General features: G+C 33.8%; 21 protein-coding genes, 2 tRNA genes and 1 pseudogene. 11 read left to right on the forward strand and 13 right to left on the reverse strand.

What is annotated here, in order from left to right; all coding sequences use genetic code 11:
* Window positions 1-89: 89 nt before the first annotated feature.
* Window positions 90-941 (reverse strand): MurR/RpiR family transcriptional regulator, encoded by an 852-nt coding sequence (locus tag H3S74_RS02585; RefSeq protein WP_198247149.1) that lies wholly within the window; start codon window positions 939-941, stop codon window positions 90-92.
* A gap of 246 nt (window positions 942-1,187) precedes the next feature.
* Window positions 1,188-1,484: a DUF6694 family lipoprotein gene (locus H3S74_RS02590; RefSeq protein WP_110447961.1), complete on the reverse strand. Its 297-nt coding sequence runs from the start codon at window positions 1,482-1,484 to the stop codon at window positions 1,188-1,190.
* 396 nt (window positions 1,485-1,880) lie between these two features.
* Between H3S74_RS02590 and H3S74_RS02595 the strand changes: the two genes are divergently transcribed.
* From H3S74_RS02595 to H3S74_RS02605, 3 genes are all read left to right on the forward strand, one after another.
* A tRNA-Cys gene (locus tag H3S74_RS02595) sits at window positions 1,881-1,954 on the forward strand.
* 113 nt (window positions 1,955-2,067) lie between these two features.
* Window positions 2,068-2,508 (forward strand): hypothetical protein, encoded by a 441-nt coding sequence (locus tag H3S74_RS02600; RefSeq protein ID WP_198247150.1) that lies wholly within the window; start codon window positions 2,068-2,070, stop codon window positions 2,506-2,508.
* Window positions 2,509-2,718: 210 nt separating this feature from the next.
* A complete protein-coding gene (locus H3S74_RS02605; protein WP_110447959.1) occupies window positions 2,719-2,919 on the forward strand; it encodes a thermostable hemolysin delta-VPH in 201 nt (66 codons plus the stop codon).
* 23 nt (window positions 2,920-2,942) lie between these two features.
* Here the strand turns inward: H3S74_RS02605 and H3S74_RS02610 are convergent, their stop codons facing one another.
* From H3S74_RS02610 to H3S74_RS02620, 3 genes are all read right to left on the reverse strand, one after another.
* Window positions 2,943-4,091 carry a sugar diacid recognition domain-containing protein gene (locus tag H3S74_RS02610; RefSeq protein WP_110447958.1) on the reverse strand — a complete coding sequence of 383 codons (1,149 nt, stop codon included), beginning with the start codon at window positions 4,089-4,091 and terminating at the stop codon, window positions 2,943-2,945.
* 199 nt (window positions 4,092-4,290) lie between these two features.
* Complete coding sequence (locus H3S74_RS02615) at window positions 4,291-5,436, reverse strand: glycerate kinase (RefSeq protein WP_198247151.1); 1,146 nt, start codon at window positions 5,434-5,436, stop codon at window positions 4,291-4,293.
* A 17-nt stretch (window positions 5,437-5,453) separates the two neighbouring features.
* Window positions 5,454-6,758 (reverse strand): GntP family permease, encoded by a 1,305-nt coding sequence (locus tag H3S74_RS02620; RefSeq protein ID WP_110447956.1) that lies wholly within the window; start codon window positions 6,756-6,758, stop codon window positions 5,454-5,456.
* A 429-nt stretch (window positions 6,759-7,187) separates the two neighbouring features.
* Here H3S74_RS02620 and yegQ point away from each other — a divergent pair, with 429 nt between their 5' ends.
* A complete protein-coding gene (gene yegQ / locus H3S74_RS02625; protein WP_198247297.1) occupies window positions 7,188-8,525 on the forward strand; it encodes a tRNA 5-hydroxyuridine modification protein YegQ in 1,338 nt (445 codons plus the stop codon).
* Between the two features lie 78 nt (window positions 8,526-8,603).
* Here the strand turns inward: yegQ and proA are convergent, their stop codons facing one another.
* From proA to gpt, 5 genes are all read right to left on the reverse strand, one after another.
* Window positions 8,604-9,857 (reverse strand): glutamate-5-semialdehyde dehydrogenase, encoded by a 1,254-nt coding sequence (proA, locus tag H3S74_RS02630; RefSeq protein ID WP_198247152.1) that lies wholly within the window; start codon window positions 9,855-9,857, stop codon window positions 8,604-8,606.
* 10 nt (window positions 9,858-9,867) lie between these two features.
* A complete protein-coding gene (locus H3S74_RS02635; RefSeq protein WP_110447954.1) occupies window positions 9,868-10,398 on the reverse strand; it encodes a hypothetical protein in 531 nt (176 codons plus the stop codon).
* Window positions 10,399-10,834: 436 nt separating this feature from the next.
* Window positions 10,835-11,944 carry a glutamate 5-kinase gene (gene proB / locus H3S74_RS02640; RefSeq protein ID WP_198221483.1) on the reverse strand — a complete coding sequence of 370 codons (1,110 nt, stop codon included), beginning with the start codon at window positions 11,942-11,944 and terminating at the stop codon, window positions 10,835-10,837.
* Between the two features lie 26 nt (window positions 11,945-11,970).
* Window positions 11,971-13,227, reverse strand: coding sequence for an esterase FrsA (gene frsA / locus H3S74_RS02645; protein ID WP_198247153.1), 1,257 nt, complete (start codon window positions 13,225-13,227; stop codon window positions 11,971-11,973).
* Between the two features lie 29 nt (window positions 13,228-13,256).
* Window positions 13,257-13,790 carry a xanthine phosphoribosyltransferase gene (gpt, locus tag H3S74_RS02650; RefSeq protein ID WP_086364273.1) on the reverse strand — a complete coding sequence of 178 codons (534 nt, stop codon included), beginning with the start codon at window positions 13,788-13,790 and terminating at the stop codon, window positions 13,257-13,259.
* Between the two features lie 150 nt (window positions 13,791-13,940).
* Here gpt and H3S74_RS02655 point away from each other — a divergent pair, with 150 nt between their 5' ends.
* From H3S74_RS02655 to serC, 6 genes and pseudogenes are all read left to right on the forward strand, one after another.
* The gene (locus tag H3S74_RS02655) at window positions 13,941-15,404 is read left to right on the forward strand and encodes an aminoacyl-histidine dipeptidase (RefSeq protein WP_198247154.1); all 1,464 of its coding nucleotides are present in this window, start codon (window positions 13,941-13,943) and stop codon (window positions 15,402-15,404) included.
* 201 nt (window positions 15,405-15,605) lie between these two features.
* Window positions 15,606-16,616, forward strand: a complete 1,011-nt coding sequence (gene argC, locus H3S74_RS02660; protein WP_065612898.1) for an N-acetyl-gamma-glutamyl-phosphate reductase — start codon at window positions 15,606-15,608, stop codon at window positions 16,614-16,616.
* Window positions 16,617-16,689: 73 nt separating this feature from the next.
* Window positions 16,690-17,469, forward strand: a complete 780-nt coding sequence (gene argB / locus H3S74_RS02665; protein WP_110447950.1) for an acetylglutamate kinase — start codon at window positions 16,690-16,692, stop codon at window positions 17,467-17,469.
* 107 nt (window positions 17,470-17,576) lie between these two features.
* A pseudogene (locus H3S74_RS02670) lies at window positions 17,577-18,788 on the forward strand (argininosuccinate synthase); the annotation flags it as partial.
* A gap of 247 nt (window positions 18,789-19,035) precedes the next feature.
* Complete coding sequence (gene argH / locus H3S74_RS02675) at window positions 19,036-20,412, forward strand: argininosuccinate lyase (protein ID WP_110447948.1); 1,377 nt, start codon at window positions 19,036-19,038, stop codon at window positions 20,410-20,412.
* Between the two features lie 157 nt (window positions 20,413-20,569).
* A complete protein-coding gene (gene serC, locus H3S74_RS02680; protein ID WP_198247155.1) occupies window positions 20,570-21,655 on the forward strand; it encodes a 3-phosphoserine/phosphohydroxythreonine transaminase in 1,086 nt (361 codons plus the stop codon).
* A gap of 63 nt (window positions 21,656-21,718) precedes the next feature.
* Here the strand turns inward: serC and H3S74_RS02685 are convergent, their stop codons facing one another.
* Window positions 21,719-22,078 (reverse strand): DUF4156 domain-containing protein, encoded by a 360-nt coding sequence (locus H3S74_RS02685; RefSeq protein WP_110447946.1) that lies wholly within the window; start codon window positions 22,076-22,078, stop codon window positions 21,719-21,721.
* Between the two features lie 220 nt (window positions 22,079-22,298).
* On the opposite strand from H3S74_RS02685, the gene H3S74_RS02690 reads away from it, so the two are divergent.
* A tRNA-Ile gene (locus tag H3S74_RS02690) sits at window positions 22,299-22,375 on the forward strand.
* 200 nt (window positions 22,376-22,575) lie between these two features.
* On the opposite strand, the gene H3S74_RS02695 is transcribed toward H3S74_RS02690, so the two are convergent.
* Window positions 22,576-22,848, reverse strand: a complete 273-nt coding sequence (locus H3S74_RS02695; protein WP_110447945.1) for a hypothetical protein — start codon at window positions 22,846-22,848, stop codon at window positions 22,576-22,578.
* A gap of 195 nt (window positions 22,849-23,043) precedes the next feature.
* Window positions 23,044-23,247, reverse strand: coding sequence for a hypothetical protein (locus H3S74_RS02700; protein WP_110447944.1), 204 nt, complete (start codon window positions 23,245-23,247; stop codon window positions 23,044-23,046).
* Window positions 23,248-23,477: the final 230 nt, after the last annotated feature.

Consider the following 23,477-nt stretch of genomic DNA (forward strand, 5'->3'; position numbering starts at 1 on the left):
TTTTGTGAACAAGATCAAATTTATGCAAAGAAAGAGGGAAGAGATAACCAACAAGTTTGTTCTTATGACTAGTATTTTATTTTTGGAGATTATTTTGTTGTTTTTGCCGGATATTTACGCTTTTCTCTGTTTTGGGTTTGTAATAGTAATCGTTCGTCATATTGACGAATAAATAAATTAGTCAATAGCATATTTACAACAGATATTTGTGATATTTTAGAACGTATCGGTATTAATCTTGAAGCATGCTCCATAGAAGTAGTATGTAAAACAAAGGTAGCTAAGGATGAAATTTGGCTTTGTCCCATTTTGGTAATAGCAATAGATGGAACCAAAGATTGATCGGCTAGTTTTAGTAATTCAACACAATCAGGTGTTTCTCCTGAATGTGAAATAATAATGACAAGATCATTCTTATCTAATGTGCTGATAAGACTACGTGTAACGTGAGCATCGAAGTGACAATTGACATCTTTCTTTATTTTAATTAGTTGATATTCAAGTTCTTTACCAACTAAACCACTACTGCCTACACCAAATATAACTATTTTTTGACAATTAATAATTAAATCAATGGCATTATTGAGTGCATGAATATTAACAATGGAGTGAGTTTCATCGATTGAGGATTTTTCCATTGCTTGGACTTTACTATTAACATCAGCAAGAGAATCATTCAAATTGATATCATCTTGTAATATTTCATTATTAAGTTTTTTGGGGATTGAGCCAATAAGATCGACTTTAAAATCACTGAATCCTTTGTATCCTAATTTATTACATAGACGTAATATAGTTGTGGTACTTACGTGATTGAGTTTTGCTAACGTTTGGATACTCATATTCTTGAGTGCTTGGGTATTTTCAATAATAAAATAAGCAACTTTAAGTTCTTTAGTTGATAAGTCTTTTTTTACTTCTCTAAGCTTTAACTCAATCACTAGACACCTCAAATGTACTGTTATATTTCTGCAAGTATATAAAATTTAGTCAGGAAATTAAAAAAAATTAATATTTAAAGTCTAAATTATATACAAATTAAATTGTCATTATCAAAAGTAATTAAATTAAAATAATGGTAATTTTTCTTTATCTCGATAACTATTTTAAGAAAAATTTACTCAATAATGTTAAGTTTATTTATAAAAAAACCCGCTAATGCGGGCTTTAGAACTAATTAGATAAGATTATTTATCAAATTCGCTAATAATTTCTTTAGCTGTTTTACCATTAAGTTTGTTTTTGAGATCTTCTTTTACTTTCGCTTCATCACCAGCATTGTCTGGATTAGTTGCCGCTGCAGCTGTTGCTTTAACAATAGCACGCGCGAAAGCAATTTTATCTGCATCACTTAATTTTTCACTAGCTTTTTTAACAGAACTAGTAAAAGTATCTTGTGTGGTAAAATCAATTTTAGCTGCATCATCACCACAACCAATTAACGCAAAACTTAATAATGATACTGCTAATAGTTTTTTAAACATTTCCATTCCTTAAAAATAAATATTATTAAAAGCAGGGCTATTTTTATACTAAAAAAGTTAATTTTCAAGCAATAAATGCATTTTAATTGAAAATAATCTATTACTTTATCTATTTAAATTTAAAAGTTGTGAGTTAGGTCAAATTTTTGTTTTTTATCAAAAATAAAATTTCTTCTTAATATTGTGTCTGATTTTACATTTGAAAAGCCTGTTCTTTAAAATTTTTTGATTTTAAGTGTAAAAAAGTTATATAAATTAAGTTTATTGTTTTTATTTGTGTCCGATATTTAGGACATTTTAAATATTCTATACGACTGCTGTATTTATAACCTATTAAAACTTGACGATAAGGTAAGCCAATGCTAATATTTGCCACCTATTCAGATAGACCTCATCGGCGCGTTGGCAGAGTGGCCATGCTGCGGATTGCAAATCCGTCTACCTCGGTTCGACTCCGGGACGCGCCTCCATAAAAAACAATAAGTTACCCACAATACTTCCTCGAATAAAGTACCAAGTCAATAGAGAGAATTATTTTTTATATGATATAGTTAATGATAATTATAGCGAATTGAGTATTATTATGACGGTAGAAAAACTTCGATATTGGTTATCATTTATTATTGCTTCAGTAGCAGTTTTCTTTTTTATGAATCAATTTGACTTATTTGGTAAAAATATTGAAAATCAGTTAGTTACCATGTCAAAAGAAATAAATAAAAATACTCCATATCAGTTAGATCAGTTCACCATTTTAGATTCAACTATCGCATATAAAAATACAATAGTTTACAAAATGACAATTTTTAATGTTAATTTTGAAGATTCAGAAATGGGTTTTGTTAAAAATAAACTTTTTTTAACTGTAAGAAACCTTCTTTGTACTGAAGAAAGTACAAAAAAAGCAATATCTAAAGGGGCGATTTTTAAATACATGTATAGTGAAGAAAATGGTAAACATTTATTTTCTTTTACTATAAATAGTAAAGATTGTTTAGAGATGTTAAAGGATGATTCAAAATAACCATTCTTTAGTAATCCTAAAACTGAATATCATCGTTAAAATCCATTTGTAGTTCAGGCATCTTTTGTAATTGTAAAAACTTTTTCAATTTTTAATGTTATTTATTAAATGATTAATTAAACAATCAAATAATAACTCATCATTTAGTATTGCTATTTATTGAATTATGTCCATTTATAGTGTTTATCAAAAAATAGGATAAGATAAAATATGGCTTATTTTAATTATCACGCTAAAGCCAAAAAACTGATCTCACAAGGCTATCTGGTTCGCTATGAGTTTGTCGATAATTGGAACGGTATCAAACCCGCATTAGTTTTATATTTTGACAACGCTAATCCAATGCCGATAAGGGAATATCGTTGGCAAGAATATCTCCCATTGATTAGTTCTGATGATCAATCGAAGTGATTTTTTGGGAGTGGTATATAAGGTTATTTATCGAGTTGTAATGCAATATAAAGCAGTACTCGATCGTCAAATTTTGACAAATCTAATCCAGTTAGTTTGGTTATATTGTTTAATCGATATTCTAATGTATTGCGATGTATGAAGAGAGCTTTTGCCGTATTATTGTTCTGTAAGTTATGGATAAACCAAGTTTCGAGAGTATTTTGCAATAAGCCGTTTGAATCAGACGCTTTTAATTTATTTAACGGTGAAAGTAACTCTTCTGCTTGCCAATCTTTATTTAAACCATCCAACAAAACAGGTAATATGAGATCTTGATAATAATAATTACGACAATGTGGAAATCTTTTTTTGCCGATTTCTAAGGCGGTTTTGGCTGTTTGATAAGATCTTGCTATGGTATCGTTACCTTGATGAAAATAATTTCCTAAAGATATTTTTATTTTAAATTGACTGAGCAGTTTTGCCTGACTAACTAACTTTTCTAATTTTGTTTTATGTTCTGTTAAATCCCATCGATTAAATTTATTTAAAGCAGGAAGTAATATAACAATTTCGGTTAGTGATTTTATCGCTACTAGTTTTGTTAATGTTTCGAGTTCATTTTGAATTTGTTGTAATTCACTCATTGCGGTTTGAATTCCAAGTTGGCCACTTTCGATTTCAATAATGACAGTTACATAGGATAAAGATAAATCAATGTTTAATTTTCGACTCCATTCAGTTATATTGGAGACAGTTTTGTCTGATTGAATTATCGATAATATAAACTCTTCTTTTAAACGATTATCTTGAGAGAGTTGATTGAGTAATAATGCTTGTTCCATCATCATCTCTGCCGTCATACTCACTAATTCAGCAAATTGGATAATTTTAGTTGGTTCACCCGTTACTCCAATCACACCAACAATTTCTTCTTTAAGTTTTAATGGAAAATTAACACCCGGTTTAACTCCTTTAAGTTTTTTTGCAGTTGGACTGTCAATTGTCACTACTCTGCCTTGTGATATGGCTAATACAGCACCTTCATGTAATTCGCCAATTCGTTCTAAATCACCACTACCGATAATTTCTCCCCGATTATTCATTATATTGACATTACAATTGATAATGCGCATGGTTTTATCAACAATCGATTGAGCAAGTATTGGAGAGATACTTTGAACTTTCATAGCAATAAACCTTTTTATTATAATCAAGTAATAATTTATATCGCATTGATAATAATTTTATTACTATGATTTTTTTGAAACCTGTTAAAATTTTTTAATTATAGCAAACTACAGAGCTTATACTTTATTCGTAAGATTTCATGATTGGGGAATAAAGAATAATCTTTTATTTCCCCATATTTTTAGTTGTCTAGAAATGTTAAATTTGAGCTATATTAATTAAGCGACCAATATTTTCACTGGTTCGTTCAATATTTTTAAACCCATCAGCCAATAGATCCTCAATTTTAGATATCGAAGGGATAATACCGAAAATTGCGTTAATACCTTCTGGATAAAGTTCCTCGATGTTTTCGCCAATCATTCCGGCTAATGCAATAACTGGAATATTGTGTTTTTGGGCCGTTTGGGCAACACCATAAGGTGTTTTACCGAATTTGGTTTGAAAATCAATCCCACCTTCACCAGTAAAACAAAAATCTGCGCCGATTAATTGATTTTCTAAATTACTATACTTGATAACAATATCGATGCCTTTTTCCATTTTACTATTGGTAAACGCCATTAATCCGGCACCTAATCCACCAGCGGCACCAGCACCTGGAATAGTTGCGACATCTTTATTTAGCTGAGATTTTATAATGGATGCATAATGCTGTAAGTTATCATCCAATTGTTTAATCATTTCAGATGTAGCCCCTTTTTGAGGCCCAAATACTCTTGAAGCTCCTTTTTCTCCACATAGAGGGTTAGTGACGTCACTAGCAACGATAAATTCAACTTTATCTAATTGAGGATTGACTTCAGATATATCAATTCTAGCTAAATGCTCTAATGCGCCGCCACCTTTAGCAATTATTTGATTATTTTTATCATAAAACTTCACTCCTAAGGCTTGTGCCATTCCTGCGCCACCATCATTTGTGGCGCTACCACCAATACCTAAAATGATTTTTTTAATACCATGTTTTAAGCTGGCAAGGATTAATTCGCCCGTACCAAATGTTGTGGTAATCAATGGATTGCGTTGTTCTTTGGGTACAAGATGGATACCACTTGCTGAGGCCATTTCAATGACCGCAGTCGTGTTATCACCTAGAATTCCATAATAGGCAGTGACTTTGTTACCAAGAGGGCCAGTGACTTCACAAGTATGTAATGTTCCATTAGTCGCGTCGACTAATGATTGTGTTGTGCCTTCACCACCATCAGCCATCGGTACATGAATATATTTAGCATCAGGAAAAACTTTTTTTAATCCAGATTCGATTGCCTGACATACCTCTTTTGCGGTTAAGCTTTCCTTAAACGAGTCAGGAGCAAGTACAAATGTTTTTTGTTTCATAAAAATTACTCTTAATATTACATAATAAATTGATAGAAAATTGTGGCAACGAGTGTCATAGTGCCACCAACCATAGCTTCATATGGGATCAATTTCATACGTTGTTTAATTGTCATATTCATACTACCACCAGTGACATGGAAGTAATTCCCTTGTGGTAATGAATCAATAACAGTTGCACCTGTATGCATCATCACTGCAGCACTAATAGCCGGTATTCCTATGTCTGTAATGGTTGAACCAAAAGTTCCAGTAGCTAAAATAACACCAGTGGAGGTTGACGCGGTGGCGGCTGCCATTAACACACCAGAAATTGGTGATAAGTAATAACCTGAGATGCCCATATAATCAATGATATTGATAACTTGAGTTGCTAAGTTTGATGAACCAATTAAACCAGCAATAGCTCCTGCACCGACAAGGATGAGTACGGTTGGTGTCATTTTTTCAATCCCGGATTTAGTATACATAGCAATGTTACGATGTTGCCCCATGGCTAACATACCGATGATTCCTGCAACGGGAAGTACATATAGCGCATCTATCTTTAAATTAGCTAATGCTTCAATATGAAAAATATTACCGATAGGGTTGATCATTAATAACAAAATAGCAGTTACAGGTGCAACAATTGCTTTACTGAGAGAAGGATTGTTATTTTTTTGTTCTGCATCATTTTTTTGCAAAGCAACGACTTCTTCAATAGTTACTTTGTCGCCTTTATTTTTGATTAATGAAGCAATTACAACAGTTGCAATTAAACCAAATAGTGCAGGGATAAAACCAGCTATCATTACATCACTTAGACTTAAATTGAAACCATTGGCAACCGCAATAGTATTAGGGTTAGGGGAAATAATATTGCCAGCTTTACCACCACCAGAAAGCGCTAATAATAATGCTAATCGAGAAATCCCCATTTTATTACCAACAGATAAAGCAATTGGCGCAACAATTAATACAGCAACCGGAATAAATACGCCTGATGCAGTAATAATACCGGTGGCTAGTGCTAAAGCGAGTAATGCCTTTTTTTCACCTAATTTTTTTACAACAGCTTGTGCGATTGTTTCAGCTGCGCCTGATTCCATCATCACCCCAGCTAAAATCCCTGCGGCCAATACTCTGATTACGGTTCCCATTATACTTTGTGTACCGGTAGTTAAAATCGAAATAGTTTGTACTAGATTTGCCCCCCCAATAAATGCACCTATTATCGCACCAAAAAATAACGAATAAACTGGATTTATTCCGCGTAGAATTAAAAAAATAGCAAGAAAAAGTCCTATTATCGCTCCATACCAACTTATGAATTCAGTCATTTAAATTTTCCTCATTTCTTTCTATGACTATCAAAAAATATTGTTCTAATTTTATTATTGAATTTGTTTGCTAGGCTATGTGGTTTTGCACAAATGTGAGCAATAAAAGCTAAAAAATATTGGGCGTTATAATAGTTTTATGTGATATTAATCACAAATTTAGCGGATTTGTCTGTATAATTTTGTTTATGTTTTCATCGGATTTTTAAAAAAGAAATATTTCACAAGTTTTATTTTAACTTACCAAATAACGCCTTATTCAACAGATTATTATTCCTTATTTATAATTGAGATATTGTTGTTCTTTATTATGGTTACAATAAATTTGCCAATCTGATAGCTAAAGCGTAAAATGCCCATCCTATTTTGCTTAACCTATTGCCTTATAAGGTAATACTGACTTGAAATCAGAGGCATTTTTTAATGACAATGTTATATCCAAAACCAGAATTACTTTCACCAGCTGGTTCTCTTAAAAATATGCGTTACGCATTTGCTTATGGTGCTGATGCAGTTTATGCAGGGCAACCACGCTACAGTTTGCGAGTGCGCAATAATGAATTTAATCACGAAAATCTCGCTATTGGGATCAACGAAGCCCATGCTCAAGGTAAAAAGTTTTATGTGGTAGTTAATATTGCCCCTCATAATTCAAAATTAAAAACCTTTATTCGTGATTTAGAACCAATTGTTAACATGAAACCGGATGCGTTTATCATGTCTGATCCTGGTTTAATCATGTTGGTTCGTGAACATTTTCCGGAAATGGAAATTCATTTATCCGTACAATCAAATGCGGTTAACTGGGCAACGGTAAAATTCTGGCACAAAATGGGATTAACTCGGGTGGTGCTATCTCGAGAATTATCTCTGGATGAAATTAAAGAGATCCGTGAAAAAGTACCAGAAATGGAACTTGAGGTTTTTATTCATGGTGCGCTATGTATGGCCTATTCAGGACGCTGCTTATTATCTGGTTATATTAATAAACGTGACTCAAATCAAGGTACTTGTACTAATGCTTGTCGTTGGGAATATAAAGTATCTGAGGGAAAAGAGGACGAAGTAGGGCAAATAGTCCATAAATGCGAGCCGATTCCTGTACAACAAGTTGAACCAACATTAGGTGTTGGTACAACAACCAATCAGGTCTTTATGTTAGAAGAATCTGGTCGTCCTGGCGAATATATGCAAGCTTTTGAAGATGAACATGGTACTTATATCATGAATTCAAAAGATTTAAGAGCAGTTGAATTAGTCGAAGATCTGACAAAGATTGGCGTACATTCATTAAAAATTGAAGGTCGAACCAAATCGTTTTATTACTGTGCTCGAACTGCGCAAGTCTATCGTCAAGCTATTGATGTCGCCAGTGAAGGTAAACCATTTGATCCACGCTTATTGGCGGAACTTGATTCTTTAGCTCATAGAGGATATACCGAAGGCTTTTTACGTCGCCATAAACATGAAGATATGCAAAACTATGTGCATAGTCATTCTGTATCTGATCGACAACAATTTGTTGGTGAGTTTAGTGGTCAACGTCTAAATGGCTTAGCTGAAATTATTGTTAAAAATAAATTTTCAGTAGGGGATAGTGTTGAAATGATGACCCCTAAAGGTAATATGACCTTTATTATTGAACGAATGGAAAATAAAAAAGGTCAACCAGTTCCAGCAGGACTTGGTGATGGTCACATTGTTTATATTCCAATCGCCGAAGATATTGATTTAAATTATGCGCTTTTAATGCGTAATTTTGATTAATCTATTTAACTTATATAACTAATAACTATATAACTATATAACTAACTGTTCAGGTTTATGAATAGTTAGTTATTATCACTACTGACGAATTAAATCTTCGCCATAACCAATCCATTTATACGTCGTTAACGCTTCAAGGCCCATTGGTCCTCTGGCATGTAATTTTTGTGTACTAACTGCAACTTCAGCACCTAAACCGAATTGTGCGCCATCGGTGAATCGGGTTGATGCATTAACATAAACTGCAGCAGCATCGACTAACTTAACGAATTGTTCTGCATTTACAAGGCTACGCGTTAGAATGGCTTCTGAATGACCACTACCATATTCGCGAATATGTTCCACCGCCAATTCCAATGAATCAACAATAACAATATTCAGATCTTTGGAAAGCCATTCTTGTCTTAGTTCATCATCCTCGACGACAAAAACATTTGCCACCCCAGCATTCAAAATCTTATAAGCATCAGGATCGGCATGCAATATCACCTGATTATCGGCCATGATTTGACTAAGTTTTGGTAAAAAAGTATTGGCAATTTCAGTATGAACAAGTAATGTTTCAACAGTATTACAGGTACTTGGTCGCTGAGTTTTTGCATTAAGTATTATTGATAGCGCTTTATCAAAATCAGCATTTTCATCGACAAAAATATGGCAAACACCAATACCACCAGTAATAACAGGTATGGTTGAATGTTCTCGACAAAGTTTGTGTAATGCTGCGCCACCTCGAGGAATAATCATATCAACATATTTATCAAGTTTAAGTAATTCAGTGATATATTTGCGATCAGGATTATCAATAGATTGAATTGCTGTTTCAGGTAGACCGACTTGTTTTAAAGCTTGCTGAATGATAGCTATGATAGCGGCATTGGTATTAACCGTCTCTTTACCACCACGTAGTATCGCTGCATTGCCGGTTTTTAAGCAGAGAGCCGCAATATCAATAGTCACATTTGGACGAGCTTCATAGATAACGCCAATCACACCTAATGGAATTCTGTGACGTTGTAACTTTAATCCGCTTGCTAATGTCGAACCATCAATAACTTGGCCAATTGGATCGGTTAAAGAAATAACATTTCGAACATCATTAGCAATAGATGATAATCGTTCGGAAGTTAATAACAAACGATCAAGTATTGCCTCAGTCAATCCTTGTTCTTTTGCCATAGCCATATCTTTCTGATTAGCATCAAGAATCTTATTAGCATTTAGTTCTAATAAATCGGCGATATGAGATAAAGCCTGATTTTTAATTTTTGTTGAGCATTGTGCTAATTGATATGAAGCAAGTTTGGCTGCTTTACCCATTTCGTTTATCATTGCTTAACCTTTATTGATTTTGTCCACAGAGTTTTTTAATAGATTGCATTTTTTCTAAATATAACTGCTTTTCTGACTCCAACATCATATTTAGGTCGATAACATAATCCTCAATAATATCGTTTGTCTTATATTTTATTATCATGGTATTAGGATTTTTTTCTGAGATATTAATAATATTCTTAAATAGGATACAGGTCATTTTATTTTTATCTTTTCTTTTTAAAAAGACATAAACAATAAAAAACAGGGTAAATAGGATAAGATCCGCAACGGTAAACTGACTATTCCTAATACTAATAAATGTTTTACCCAAAATGATATATTTTTCAGCCCATTGTAATAACAAAAAAACAATCATTAATAATAAAATGAGACCGAGTTGAAAAGGGATTTCGATTATGTGAGAGAATATAAAGAATGCTATAAAGCAGGTAAGTAAAATTATTATAAGTGGTTCAATATATTTACGTCTATAAAAGACTAAATCCTGCTCATCTTTTTGCCATTTTTCGTGATAGCTATTAACTTCAATACTCAATTTTATAAGCCTTTTATCTTATTCATCTGTTTTTTTATTTATCGATAAGATAGGTAATCTATCCAGAACGCTATGTTATATATTAAATCATCAATATATTTTTGTAATTTAACTATGCATTTCTAATTTTACTAAAATAATTCCTCTAAACCCATTTGATTTACTATTGTATCGATTTTATTTTCTAAAGGAGCAGTTTGCTCAATTTTTCTAAAAGCTATTTTTAATGTAATAAAAACTTGTCTAGTTTTATTATAAATCATTTTGTATTATGAAAAATATAAACATGCCAATAATGACCTTATCTGATGTTGGTTTTTGTATAGACAAAAGCCTGATTGTAGGCATTATTACTATTAGTAAAGATAGTACTGAACACAACGCTATAGAGTAAGTTTTTGTAACGATTTGGCCGAATGTCTCTATTCTAAATCTATTATTTAATCAGCATATCATCTCGGTGTACGGCAACAGGACCATATTCATAGCCAATTATTTGGCTAATTTCTTGTGAATGATGTCCAGCTATTTGTCGTAATGCATCACTATTATAACGGCTGACTCCTCGAGCTATTTGTTTACCAGATTTATCACAAATATTAATGACTTCACCACGTGAAAAATCTTTTTCGACTGCGATAATGCCTTTTGGTAATAACGAACTACCATTATTTAAAATAGCATTAATCGCACCATCATCAAGTATCACTTTGCCTACGTTTGGTGCGCCATATAGCCAATGTTTACGATGTTCTAATGGGGTTTTTTGCGGTAAAAAACGGGTACCAACCGATTGATTATTGACTGCATCAACAATCACATTGGCTTTATTTCCTGCAGCTATAATTACTTCTATGCCAGCACTCCCGGCTACTTCGGCAGCTTGAATTTTGGTACTCATGCCACCGGTCCCTAAACCTGAAACACTATCACCTGCGATACTGCGCAGATCATCATTAATCTGAGTTACTTCTTTTATTAATTGTGCATTGCTATCGCTTCTTGGATCGGCGGTATATAAACCTTCGATATCGGTAAGTAATATCAATTTATCTGCTTCGGCTAAAATTGCGGCAAGAGCTGATAAATTATCGTTATCACCAACTTTAATTTCAGCCGTAGCGACAGCATCATTTTCATTGATCACTGGGACAATATTATTCTCTAACATCGCTTTTAATACATCTTGGGCATTTAAAAAGCGTTCACGATCTTCTAGATCTGCGCGAGTTAATAGCATTTGTCCAATATAAATTTTATATATCGAAAACAGCTGTTCCCAAAGTTGGATTAATTTGCTTTGACCGACTGAAGCAAGTAATTGTTTTGTGGCAACAGTATTGGGTAGGTTAGGATAGTTGAGGTATTCTCGACCAGCAGCAATAGCGCCCGATGTCACGATAATAATTTTATGACCAGTTTGATGTAAATAAGAACATTGTCGAATCAGTTCTACTATTCTCGCACGGTCTAACTGTTTAGTTCCTCCAGTTAAAACACTGGTACCGAGTTTAACAACGACAGTTTGTTGTTTTTTATTATTCATAACAATACTCTTATTTAAATTAGCTATTACAAAATAGACTCCATCCATTTAACTGATTGAGCAAAGGCGTTTTGTAAACCTTTTTGCAATGGTGTTTTGGGGATTGTGACAATTTTGCTTTGTTTTGCTGATTGAATTAATTTCGCTTCACTCAAATTACTTAATTTATCATCTTCAAAGATAATATTCATAACTGGTATAGGGCAAGAATGGGTTAATAATCCTTGATTCTTAAGAGAAAAATAATTCAATTCGGCTGCTAATTTTTGATTTGATACAGAAGTTAAACCTAAACGACTGGCTAGCATATCTTTATAGCTATTAGGTAGATTTTGTTGTAATGCCTTATCAACAAAGAGTTGGTGTACAAATGGAGTAAAATTAAATAACCCTTTAATTTTATTAGGCATTAGATAAGCAAGCCGTGTTGCAATATGTGAACCAAAGCGGAACCCAGCAACAATCACTCGATTGCTATCTACCCATGGAACCGATGATAGTTGTTCGATCACTGCTTGATGAATTTGGCTACTATTTTGGCTCAATACAAAATTACGACTATATCCAACGGTTGGTAAATCGACAGTTAACATAGCAAAACCTTGTGGAGCAAGATATTCACTAAAGTAACGATAATAATCAATTTGTAAATTACCTAAACCATTGCAGACTAAAACAACAGGACAAACACTACTATTACTATTGTTTGGTAAATGCAAAATGGATTTAATAACTCGATTTTCAACCTTAAATTCTAACTGTTTGGTTGAATAAGGTGAATATTCAAGTGCCTTCATATATGATTGATAGGCACAGGTTTGAGCATACATCGCTAGCTCATCATTCTTAAAATGAGGGTAACTGGCAATGCTGGCGTATTCGCTGGCAATGAGATAATCCTGATGTAAGCTATTTTTTGATTCTTCAGTTAAATTAGATTGAGCAACATTATCAGCTTTAGCTTGCCACATTGCAGCTTGATTTAAAAATTCATATATCCAGTTGCCAGATTGATAACCAATAACTGAATCCAACCATTTATCATTAGTATGGCGCTTAGTTGAAATAGCGATTCTTGATAAAACCGCTTCGATTTCTAACTTAGGAAGACCGCGCCAATACCATAAAAGAGGGTTAATGATTCGATACCATTTTGAATCAATTTCACCATCAAGAGGACTAATACTGCTGCCATTGCTACTATCAAGACGATTGATTAGCGACGATGTTTCAGGGTAGTCATATTGTGGTTTAAATATCTTTTCAGAAAGGTTTTCAGTCATAACCATAGCAACCTAGTTATATTTAACAATTATTTATTATCACAAATTGGTTTAACAAACATGACACCAGTATCCCATGGTTGTTCAATCCATGTATCTTGTGCGATGTCGACAACATAATCATCAACTAATGGTTTACCTGCTGGTTTAGCAAAAATAGTTACAAAGTGCGCCTTAGGATACATTTCACGAATGGTATGTGCAGTGCTACCAGTGTCAACTAAATCGTCAACAACAATAAAGCCTTCGCCATCACCGTTTGCTTGTTTTAAAATTAATTTTTCACGTTGATGATCATGATCATAGCTAGAAATACAAACTGTATCGACATAACGAATACTAAGTTCACGAGCTAGAATAGCTGCTGGTACTAAGCCACCACGACTAACAGCGATGATGCCTTTCCATTGATTGGCGGGTAATAATCTCTCAGAAAGCTGACGACCATAAGCTTGTAACATTTCCCAAGTGACATTGAATTTTTTCTTCTCAGCGATAAGCTCTGCTTTATGCTGTTTTTTTGCTTTGATTTCTTCTTCTGTTAAAGTTTGTTCTATTGACATGTGTAACCTGCAATTTTAATCGAATATACGAATTTAATAAATTAATATTAATGGGCTAAAAATAGATGTAAAATTGCACCTTATTATAGAGTGGTTAGATAAAAAAAACCACTTATTAATTCGTTACCCACCTAATATTGAGGATAAAATATGCTATCGACCTTAAATCCAAAATTTGTTTGGCAGATTTTTAATGATATTTGTAAAATTCCCCATCCTTCACATCATGAACAAATGATAACTAAATATATAGTCGATTTTGCAACCACTCATCATATTGACTGTCAGCTAGATAAAGCCGGTAATGTTTTACTGCGTAAAGCTGCGTCTAAAGGTATGGAAGATTGTCCATCAATTGCTTTGCAAGCTCATATGGATATGGTTCCGCAAAAAAATGAAGGTACTCAACATGATTTTCTTGTTGATCCAATTCAAGCTTATGTTGATGGTGATTGGGTCAAAGCTAAAGGAACCACATTAGGTGCAGATAATGGCGTAGGTTTGGCATCAGCCTTGGCGGTATTAATTGATCCTTCAGTTGAACATGGCCCTCTTGAAGTATTAGTTACTACTTCGGAAGAGACGGGGATGCATGGCGCTTTCGGTCTACAACCAAATTGGTTGAAAAGTCATTATTTGATCAATACTGATTCAGAAGATGAAGGCGAAATTTTTACTGGCTGTGCTGGAGGTGTTGATTTTACGACCAGTTTTGCCATCACATATGCGGTAATGCCAGAAACACATGATTGCTATATTCAACTCTCGCTAAAAGGTTTGAAAGGTGGTCATTCTGGTTGTGATATTCATCTTGGCCGCGGTAATGCAATAAAATTACTGGCAAGATTTTTAGCGGAATATGGACAAGATATCTCATATCGATTAGCAGACATAAGAGGTGGTTCTTTACGTAATGCAATACCTCGAGAAGCATTTGCTGAATTAACCTTAAATAAACAAGATTTGCCAAAACTAGAACAGATTGTTAACCAATATAAATCTATTTTACAAAATGAGTTTGGACAGGTTGAACCCAATATAGAATTAACCTTAAAAGAGGTTAATAGTGATCATATTAAACGAGTCATCGCCGTTGAACAGCAAAGTAAAATTATCAATTTATTAAATGTTGCGCCAAATGGTGTGGTGAGTATGAGTAGCCAAATTCATGGTGTTGTTGAAACATCTTTAAATCTGGGGATTGTAAGTATTAGCGATAATCAACTGAACGTTAATTTCTTAATCCGTTCTCAAGTTGATAGTGCGAAAGATGCAGTCGTTGCAACATTAATCTCGTTAAGCCAATTAGTGAATGCCAATTACGAAATTAGTGGTGGCTATTCGGGCTGGGAGCCTAATTTAAATTCTAGTCTTTTACAATTAGCTAAAGATAAATATCAAGAGATTTTCTCTAAACAAGCAAAAATTATGGTGATCCATGCTGGATTAGAATGTGGTCTATTTAAACAGTCTTATCCGGATATGGATATGATATCCATTGGCCCGACAATTGTTTCACCTCATTCACCTGATGAAAAAGTTAATATTCAAAGTGTTTATCGTTATTGGGAACTACTCATAGCAATCTTAAAATCTGCCAGCTATCTAAAATAATCATTAATCATCCTCCTACAGATCTAATCTGTAGGAGGATGACATTTTCACCTCACTGCTAAAGTTTAAAATCGTGGCAGTAATTGTCTTTTTTGAAAATAAATTCATAAAAAGTGAATAAAAATTCAATTTTCTCTTGTTTTGTTGGTTTAAATCGCCTACTATACTGCATAAAAATCTGAATGATAGATAAGGAAAGATATGTTAAAAGCAATAATTGTTGGGGCGAGTGGTTATGCAGGTGCAAAATTAGCTTACTATTTAACAAAACATCCAAATATTGAATTAGTCGCTTTAACGGTATCAGAAAATAGCCTTGATGCAGGAAAACTTATTTCTGATAGATTTTTATACCCGCAATTGAAAGGTGTTGTTGATTTACCTTTAATTGCTACGGCTGATTATTCTTCTCTGGTCAAAGATATTGATATTGTATTTTTAGCTACTGAACATTCTGTTAGTCACGATATCGCACCATTCTTTCTTGAAAATGGTTGTACAGTATTTGATTTATCGGGTGCGTTTCGAGTCAATTCTCCCTCGTTTTATACCCAATTTTATGGTTTTGAACATCAACATCAACAGTGGTTAGATAAAGCTGTTTATGGTTTAGCTGAATGGAATTTTGATGCGATAAAAAATGCGCAATTAATCGCTGTACCAGGTTGTTATCCAACCGCATCGCAACTGCCACTAAAACCGTTAATAGAAGAAGATTTACTAGACAAAAGGCAATGGCCTGTCATCAATGCTGTGAGTGGCGTTAGTGGTGCAGGTCGTAAACCTTCTACAAATAATCTATTTTGTGAGGTTAGCTTACATGCTTATGGCATATTTACTCATCGTCATCAACCTGAAATTGCGACACATCTAGGACAGGAAGTCATTTTTACTCCTCATTTAGGTTGTTTTAAAGATGGTATCCATGCCACTATCACCTGTCAGGTGAAAGAAGGGGTGAGTGAGGAAGATATTCTTACCGCATTAAATAAATATTATGATGATAAGCCATTAGTAAGAGTTTACCAAAAACAATGGCCAGCCCTAAAATCGGTAATTGGCTTACCTTATTGTGATATTGGTTTTGTGCTTAAAGGCCAACATCTGATTTTAATTTCTGTGGAAGACAATTTATTAAAAGGTGCAGCTGCGCAAGCAGTTCAATGTATGAATATTCGATTTGGTTTTGATGAAACAACAGCCTTATTATAAAGATAGATAATAATTTGTTAATGATGACAAGTTTATATCAGTGAACATTTATTAGCGTGAATAGGAAATAAAAATGAAACCATTGATTATTAAGTTTGGCGGCGTATTACTCGATAATAAAGATGCATTAAGTAAATTATTTATTGTTATTAGCGAATACAAAAAAAATTTTAAACGTCCTTTAATTATTGTTCATGGTGGTGGTAGTGTGGTTGATTCATTAATGGATCGACTCTCCTTACCGGTTGTTCGACGTAATGGTTTACGTGTTACACCGGCAGATCAAATAGATGTGATTGTTGGTAGTCTTGCCGGTAGTGCGAATACCACAATTTTGTCAGAAGCTAAAAAATTACAAATAGCCAGTATTGGACTCTGCTTAGCCGATGGTGATAGCGTTAAAGTTAAGCAAATTTCTGAAGAGTTAGGTTATGTAGGTGAAGCTGAACAAGGCGATCCTGCCTTAATCAATTTACTCCTTACTAATGGTTATTTACCTATTGTTAGTTCAATTGGGATTACCGATGAAGGCAAGATGATGAATGTCAATGCCGATCACGCAGCTGTTGCCTTGGCAAAAACTTTAGATGCAGATTTAATTTTACTATCTGATGTATCTGGTGTTTTAGATGAAAACAAACAATTAATCGAATCGTTAACGCAAGCTGAGGCAGATCATCTAATTGCTCAAGGAACTATTACCGATGGAATGATCGTAAAAGTGAATTCTGCTTTTGAAGCGGCTAGAACATTAGGCCGACCAATAGATATCGCAAGCTGGAAAGAATCAGATAAACTCATTGAATTATTTAATGGAAAATCAGGTATAACGGGTACAAGAATTATTGCTTAAACATAAATCAGTCAGTATATTAAACAAGTATATTTATTGTTAGATATACTTGGCTTAGTGTTTAAAACATTTATTTTTTTCGTCAGTAAATTATGAAAGGGTATAACATGAAAAAAAGTGCAACAAAAAAAGTAGTTTTAGCCTATTCGGGTGGCTTAGATACATCAGCTATTATTCCTTGGTTAAAAGAGAATTATGGCGATTGTGAAGTTTATGCTTTAGTCGCCAACGTTGGACAAGATCCTAAAGAACTAAAAGATGTGGAAAAAAAGGCCAAAGCATCTGGCGCAGTAGCATGTAAAGTTGTTGATTTACGCGAAGAGTTTGTTAAAGACTATGTTTACCCTGTTTTAAAAACTGGCGCATTATATGAAGGAACGTATTATCTTGGTACTTCAATGGCTCGCCCAATCATCGCTAAAGCTCAAGTTGAATATGCATTAGAAGTTGGTGCTGATACCCTTTGTCATGGTGCGACCGGTAAAGGTAATGACCAAGTCCGTTTTGAAACAACTTATACTGCTTTAGCACCACAACTAAAAGTTATTGCACCATGGCGTGAATGGGATTTACGTTCACGTGAAGCGTTAATTGACTATCTAAAAGTGAGAAAAATTCCTACTACAGCAACAGTTGAAAAAATTTACAGCCGTGATGAAAACGCATGGCATATTTCAACCGAAGGTGGAGTGTTAGAAAGCACTTGGAATCAAGCAAATGCTGATTGTTGGGCATGGACTGTATCACCAGAAGATGCACCAGATGAAGCAGAATTTGTCACTATTGGTATTGAAAAAGGCGAAGTTGTTGCCGTTAATGGAAAAAAATTATCACCATATAACTGTGTTGCAACGTTGAATAAAATTGGTTCAAAACATGGTGTAGGTCGAGTAGATATTATTGAAAACCGTTTAGTCGGCATCAAATCGCGTGGTTGTTACGAAACCCCTGGCGGAACTATCATGATGACTGCGTTACGTGGTTTAGAACAACTGATCTTAGATCGTGATAGCTTCAAATGGCGTGAACAACTTGGTTTAGAAATGGCTTATGTTGTTTATGATGGTCGCTGGTTTGCACCATATCGTCGTTCTCTTCAAGCCGCTGCAGAAGTGTTAGCAGAAGATATGACTGGTGAAGTTGTAGTTAAACTTTATAAAGGTAATGCAACCGCAGTACAGAAGAAATCACCAAATAGCTTATATAGCGAAGAGTTTGCAACGTTTGGTGAAGATGAGGTTTACGATCACAGTCATGCCGGTGGCTTTATTCGTCTATTCTCTCTATCTTCACGCATCCGTGCTTTAAATGAAGGTAAGAAAAATCAGCCGACTAAAAAAGCTAAATCGGCAGCGAAAGAAACCACAAAATCAAAAAGTAATACTAAAACTAAAAAGTAATTTTTAAGACTTTTTAGCTAGATATAAAACCTAATATATACAGACTTAGGTCTGTATATATTTTTCGGTAATATCGTTATAGATAAACTTATCATTAAAATTATTAAAAAAACGATTGATTTTTAATCGTTTAAGATTGATTTGAAATAAAACATTTGAGGTGATTATGGCGTTATGGGGTGGGCGTTTTAGCCAAGCAGCAGATCAAAGATTTAAACACTTTAATGATTCTCTGCGCTTTGACTATCGGCTTGCAGAGCAAGATATCATTGGATCAATTGCATGGTCGAAAGCATTGGTCACTGTGAACGTTTTATCTCATGATGAACAACAACAGTTAGAACAAGCGTTAAATGAATTATTGAGTTCGGTACGACAAGATCCGCAGCAGATCTTACAAAGTGACGCTGAAGATATTCATAGTTGGGTAGAACAAAAACTAATAGAAAAAGTCGGTGATTTAGGTAAAAAACTTCATACAGGTCGCAGTCGTAATGATCAGTCAACTACCGATCTAAAATTATGGTGTAAAGATGAAATTGCTCATCTTATCTCTGCTATTAATCAATTACGTAAAACACTGGTGTTAACTGCAGAACAACATCAAGATGCGGTTATGCCTGGTTATACTCACTTACAACGTGCTCAACCAATAACTTTTGCGCATTGGTGTTTAGCGTATTATGAAATGTTAACGCGTGATGAAAGTCGTTTACAAGATACTCTAAAACGCTTGGATGTTAGTCCTTTAGGCTGTGGTGCTTTAGCTGGTACAGCTTATCCTATGGATCGTGATATGTTAGCCAACTGGTTAGGTTTCGCAACTGCAACCAATAATAGCTTGGATACGGTGTCTGATAGGGATCATGTGCTTGAACTACTCAATAATGCATCAATCGGTATGGTGCATTTATCACGTTTTGCTGAAGATTTAATTATTTTTAATAGTGGTGAAGCGGACTTTGTTGAATTATCTGACCGCGTTACTTCAGGATCTTCATTAATGCCGCAGAAAAAAAATCCAGATGCATTAGAATTAATTCGCGGTAAAGCAGGGCGAGTGGTTGGCGCATTAACAGGAGCATTAGTCACATTTAAAGGATTACCTCTGGCATATAATAAAGATCTACAAGAAGATAAAGAGCACTTATTTGATGCACTTGACAGTTGGCAAGCGTGTTTAGATATGGCGGTATTAGTACTTGAAGATATAAAAATCAATTACCAAAATTGTCAAAGTGCTGCTAAACAAGGTTATTCTAATGCGACAGAACTTGCTGATTATCTTGTGGCTAAAGGCATTCCATTTAGACAAGCGCACCATATTGTTGGTGAGGCGGTAGTAGGAGCGATTGCGAAACAAAAAGCATTAGAAGAGCTAACTATAGATGAATTAAAACAATACAGCCAAGTCATTGAGGATGATGTTTATTCTATATTATCTTTAGAATCTTGCTTAGCGAAACGATCTGCAAAAGGTGGTGTATCACCGCAACAAGTAAAATTCGCCATCGAAAACGCTAAACAGCAACTAGCTCTTTAAATTTCATTTTCTTTGCGACAAATGCCGACTATTGTCGGTATTTTTATGCTTCAAAAACCCCGTTCCTCAAAATTTTTTGCTAAAAATCTGATTGTATATTGGTTCATAGAGTGTAAAAATAGATTTTCTATTTTTTGATGGATGAAAGTGAATCGCAATGAGTAAAAGTTATAATTTTAGTGCAGGCCCAGCCAAACTACCGGCGGATGTTTTAAAGCAAGTACAAGCTGAATTATTAAATTGGCAAAACACTGGTGCATCGGTGATGGAACTAAGTCATCGAGGTAAAGAATTTGATGCATGTGCGATTGAAGCAACTAATGACCTTCGTGATCTTTTAAATGTACCAGAAAATTATAAAATCTTATTTTGCCAAGGTGGAGCTAGAGCTCAGTTTGCTGCTGTACCATTAAATATTCTAGCTAATAATACTCATGCTGATTACATCAATAGTGGCTATTGGAGTCAGTGTGCAGCGAAAGAAGCGGCAAAATATTGTAATGTAATTGAGCAAAATGTCGTTATCAAAAATGCAGGAATAACCTCGATCAAACCGATGTCTGAGTGGAAATTAAGTGATAACAGCGCTTATGTTCATTATTGTCCCAATGAAACCATCGATGGCGTTGAAATATTTGAACAACCTGACTTTGCCGATAAAATTGTCGTAGCAGATTTATCTTCTTGTATTTTATCACAACCTATCGATGTTAAGCGTTACGGTATTATCTATGCCGGTGCACAGAAAAATATCGGCCCATCCGGAATTACTATTGTCATTGTTCGTGAAGATCTGATTGGTTATGCGCAAAAAGTCTTACCTTCGGTACTTGATTACAAAATATTATTAGATCATGATTCAATGTTTAATACTCCACCAACTTTTGCTTGGTATATGTCAGGTTTAGTCTTCAAATGGATTAAGAGTTTAGGTGGCTTAAGTGCGATGCAACAACGAAATCAAGCAAAAGCACAATTACTTTATCAATTTATTGATCAGTCTGATTTTTACCGCAATACTGTAGCGGTAAACAATCGTTCCATTATGAATGTAACCTTTTTATCGCCAAATGAAGAACTAGATAAAAAGTTTGTTAGTGAGGCTACTCAAGCGAATATTATTGGCATTAAAGGTCACCGAATTGCAGGCGGAATGCGCGCATCAATTTACAATGCAATGGAAATTGAAGGTGTCAAATACCTTATTGAATTTATGCAACAGTTTGAAAAGCAAAATGGCTAATTATTTTGGTAAATTTTACTAAAAAGGGATATCAATATATCCCTTTTTTTATTTGCTGATTAGCTATTTACAGCTGAAAACTTCACCAACCATAACAGCATCTGTTGGGGCAATATCAGAAACATATTGTAAAGATGCATCTTGTGCATTATAAATTACGTTACCACCCATAGCTGCAGCCTTATTCATTAAATCAGTTGCTGCATCACGGATTAATTCACTATGCGTTTTTAAGCCAGAAAAGAAAGTACTGCGACGACCTTCAGCTTTACCAATAAATTGACAGGTCTCTGCTGGTTTAGTATCAATAAATTGAACTTGGCGACCAGCCGAGGTAGCTTGATAATCTGAACTACTACAACCATTTAAAAATAAAGTCATTGACAGCGCAGCACTAATAAAAAGAGTTTTTTTGATAGACATAATATTCCCTCAACCAATAAACGAACATGAGTAATGATAATATAAAACATTGTATCAGGATAATTGATTAAAAAATATCGCTTATTATAAATGATGCTATTATGACAAATGTCAGCTTAATAATTAACCAAATCAACCTATTTAGTTAATTAATTGTAGCAAATTAATTTTAACTCTATTATAATCGCAACCCTACTAAGTTAGTAGCACATCAAAACATGGCCCCTTAGCTCAGTTGGTCAGAGCAGTCGACTCATAATCGATTGGTCACTGGTTCAAGTCCAGTAGGGGCCACCATTTTACAAATTGATATTAAACAATTTATAAAATTATTCCTTTATTTTAAAGACTAATATCCTGCTAAAAATGTAAAAGTTATCACTATTATGATACGCAAGGTAAATCTAGCAAATAATCTATAGTTATATTGATCAGTTCAATTGTCTCAACATCACTTAAATAAGAGGATTTAAGTACTTTTTTAAAATATATTTTGTTTATATAAAATTTTTATTAAAATCAAATTCAGCTTGCGAATAGCAAATATCAACAATAAATTGATTGTATATCTCTGCATCAATGTTTTTGCTTTCTAATTTTATTTTTAATAACTCTATAATTTGCCAGTCATTGTCATTAGCAAAATTTCTGATTAGCTCTTCAGCGCGACTCTCTATCCAATCATCACGGGCATCTTGCTTCTCGAAGTTGTTCATCATTCTGCAATATGCATTTTCATGCCAATTTTCTACCACTCTTTGTAACGACATAAATCACCTCGTTGCTATTTGCAAAATCCAATAAAACAAACCAAACATGCTACTTAATGCAACAATAAAAGTGCAAAATAGGGCAAACTTAATTTCGCTATCTGATAGTTGATAATCATTATGAAACCGATCTTTGGTTTTCACTTTGACAAAATCTTTATTAGTCATTGTGTATGTCTCAGAATTATCATTTAACTATAGTTCAAAACTTTCTTTAATTGCCTGTTCAGCGGGGGTGACTTGCCAATGTCCATAATCCTCGTCAAAATAGCCACGCATTAATAATTCGTTAGCAAGCTCTTCAATGAACTCATTATTATAATATTCTGAATATTTATGATTTTTTATAACTTCAGTTAAAAGCTCTAAATATTCCCGTTTCCATTCTTTATAATTCATTTTTTTAATCCTATAAAAACTATTAAAAGTGAGAAAGACAATGTTAAATGTTCCCTTTCCTGTATCAGAAATTTTTCAAAATCAAGTCTAATAACTAGAAAAGCTTTAATTACTTTAGATATAGTAATTAGTAATCTATTTTAAATTTTTACAGATTGATTTGTTTCGATAAAATTGATTGTACAGTTTTAACTGTTTAAAGTAAACAGTTAAAACTGTTTAAAAGCTGT

This window comes from Gilliamella sp. W8126 (assembly GCF_016102185.1).
GTDB classification, from domain to species: Bacteria; Pseudomonadota; Gammaproteobacteria; order Enterobacterales; family Orbaceae; genus Gilliamella; species Gilliamella apis_A.

Coding starts and splice junctions, on each gene's coding strand:
- H3S74_RS02590 (WP_110447961.1), bottom strand. CDS start 1,484: ATGTTTAAAAAACTATTAGCAGTATCATTATTAAGTTTTGCGTTAATT.
- H3S74_RS02605 (WP_110447959.1), top strand. CDS start 2,719: ATGGCTTATTTTAATTATCACGCTAAAGCCAAAAAACTGATCTCACAA.
- H3S74_RS02685 (WP_110447946.1), bottom strand. CDS start 22,078: ATGTCTATCAAAAAAACTCTTTTTATTAGTGCTGCGCTGTCAATGACT.
- frsA (WP_198247153.1), bottom strand. CDS start 13,227: ATGACTGAAAACCTTTCTGAAAAGATATTTAAACCACAATATGACTAC.
- H3S74_RS02620 (WP_110447956.1), bottom strand. CDS start 6,758: ATGACTGAATTCATAAGTTGGTATGGAGCGATAATAGGACTTTTTCTT.
- proA (WP_198247152.1), bottom strand. CDS start 9,857: ATGATAAACGAAATGGGTAAAGCAGCCAAACTTGCTTCATATCAATTA.
- H3S74_RS02655 (WP_198247154.1), top strand. CDS start 13,941: ATGCTATCGACCTTAAATCCAAAATTTGTTTGGCAGATTTTTAATGAT.
- H3S74_RS02695 (WP_110447945.1), bottom strand. CDS start 22,848: ATGTCGTTACAAAGAGTGGTAGAAAATTGGCATGAAAATGCATATTGC.
- argC (WP_065612898.1), top strand. CDS start 15,606: ATGTTAAAAGCAATAATTGTTGGGGCGAGTGGTTATGCAGGTGCAAAA.
- proB (WP_198221483.1), bottom strand. CDS start 11,944: ATGAATAATAAAAAACAACAAACTGTCGTTGTTAAACTCGGTACCAGT.
- H3S74_RS02610 (WP_110447958.1), bottom strand. CDS start 4,091: ATGAAAGTTCAAAGTATCTCTCCAATACTTGCTCAATCGATTGTTGAT.
- gpt (WP_086364273.1), bottom strand. CDS start 13,790: ATGTCAATAGAACAAACTTTAACAGAAGAAGAAATCAAAGCAAAAAAA.
- H3S74_RS02700 (WP_110447944.1), bottom strand. CDS start 23,247: ATGAATTATAAAGAATGGAAACGGGAATATTTAGAGCTTTTAACTGAA.
- argB (WP_110447950.1), top strand. CDS start 16,690: ATGAAACCATTGATTATTAAGTTTGGCGGCGTATTACTCGATAATAAA.
- serC (WP_198247155.1), top strand. CDS start 20,570: ATGAGTAAAAGTTATAATTTTAGTGCAGGCCCAGCCAAACTACCGGCG.
- yegQ (WP_198247297.1), top strand. CDS start 7,188: ATGTTATATCCAAAACCAGAATTACTTTCACCAGCTGGTTCTCTTAAA.
- H3S74_RS02615 (WP_198247151.1), bottom strand. CDS start 5,436: ATGAAACAAAAAACATTTGTACTTGCTCCTGACTCGTTTAAGGAAAGC.
- argH (WP_110447948.1), top strand. CDS start 19,036: ATGGCGTTATGGGGTGGGCGTTTTAGCCAAGCAGCAGATCAAAGATTT.
- H3S74_RS02600 (WP_198247150.1), top strand. CDS start 2,068: ATGACGGTAGAAAAACTTCGATATTGGTTATCATTTATTATTGCTTCA.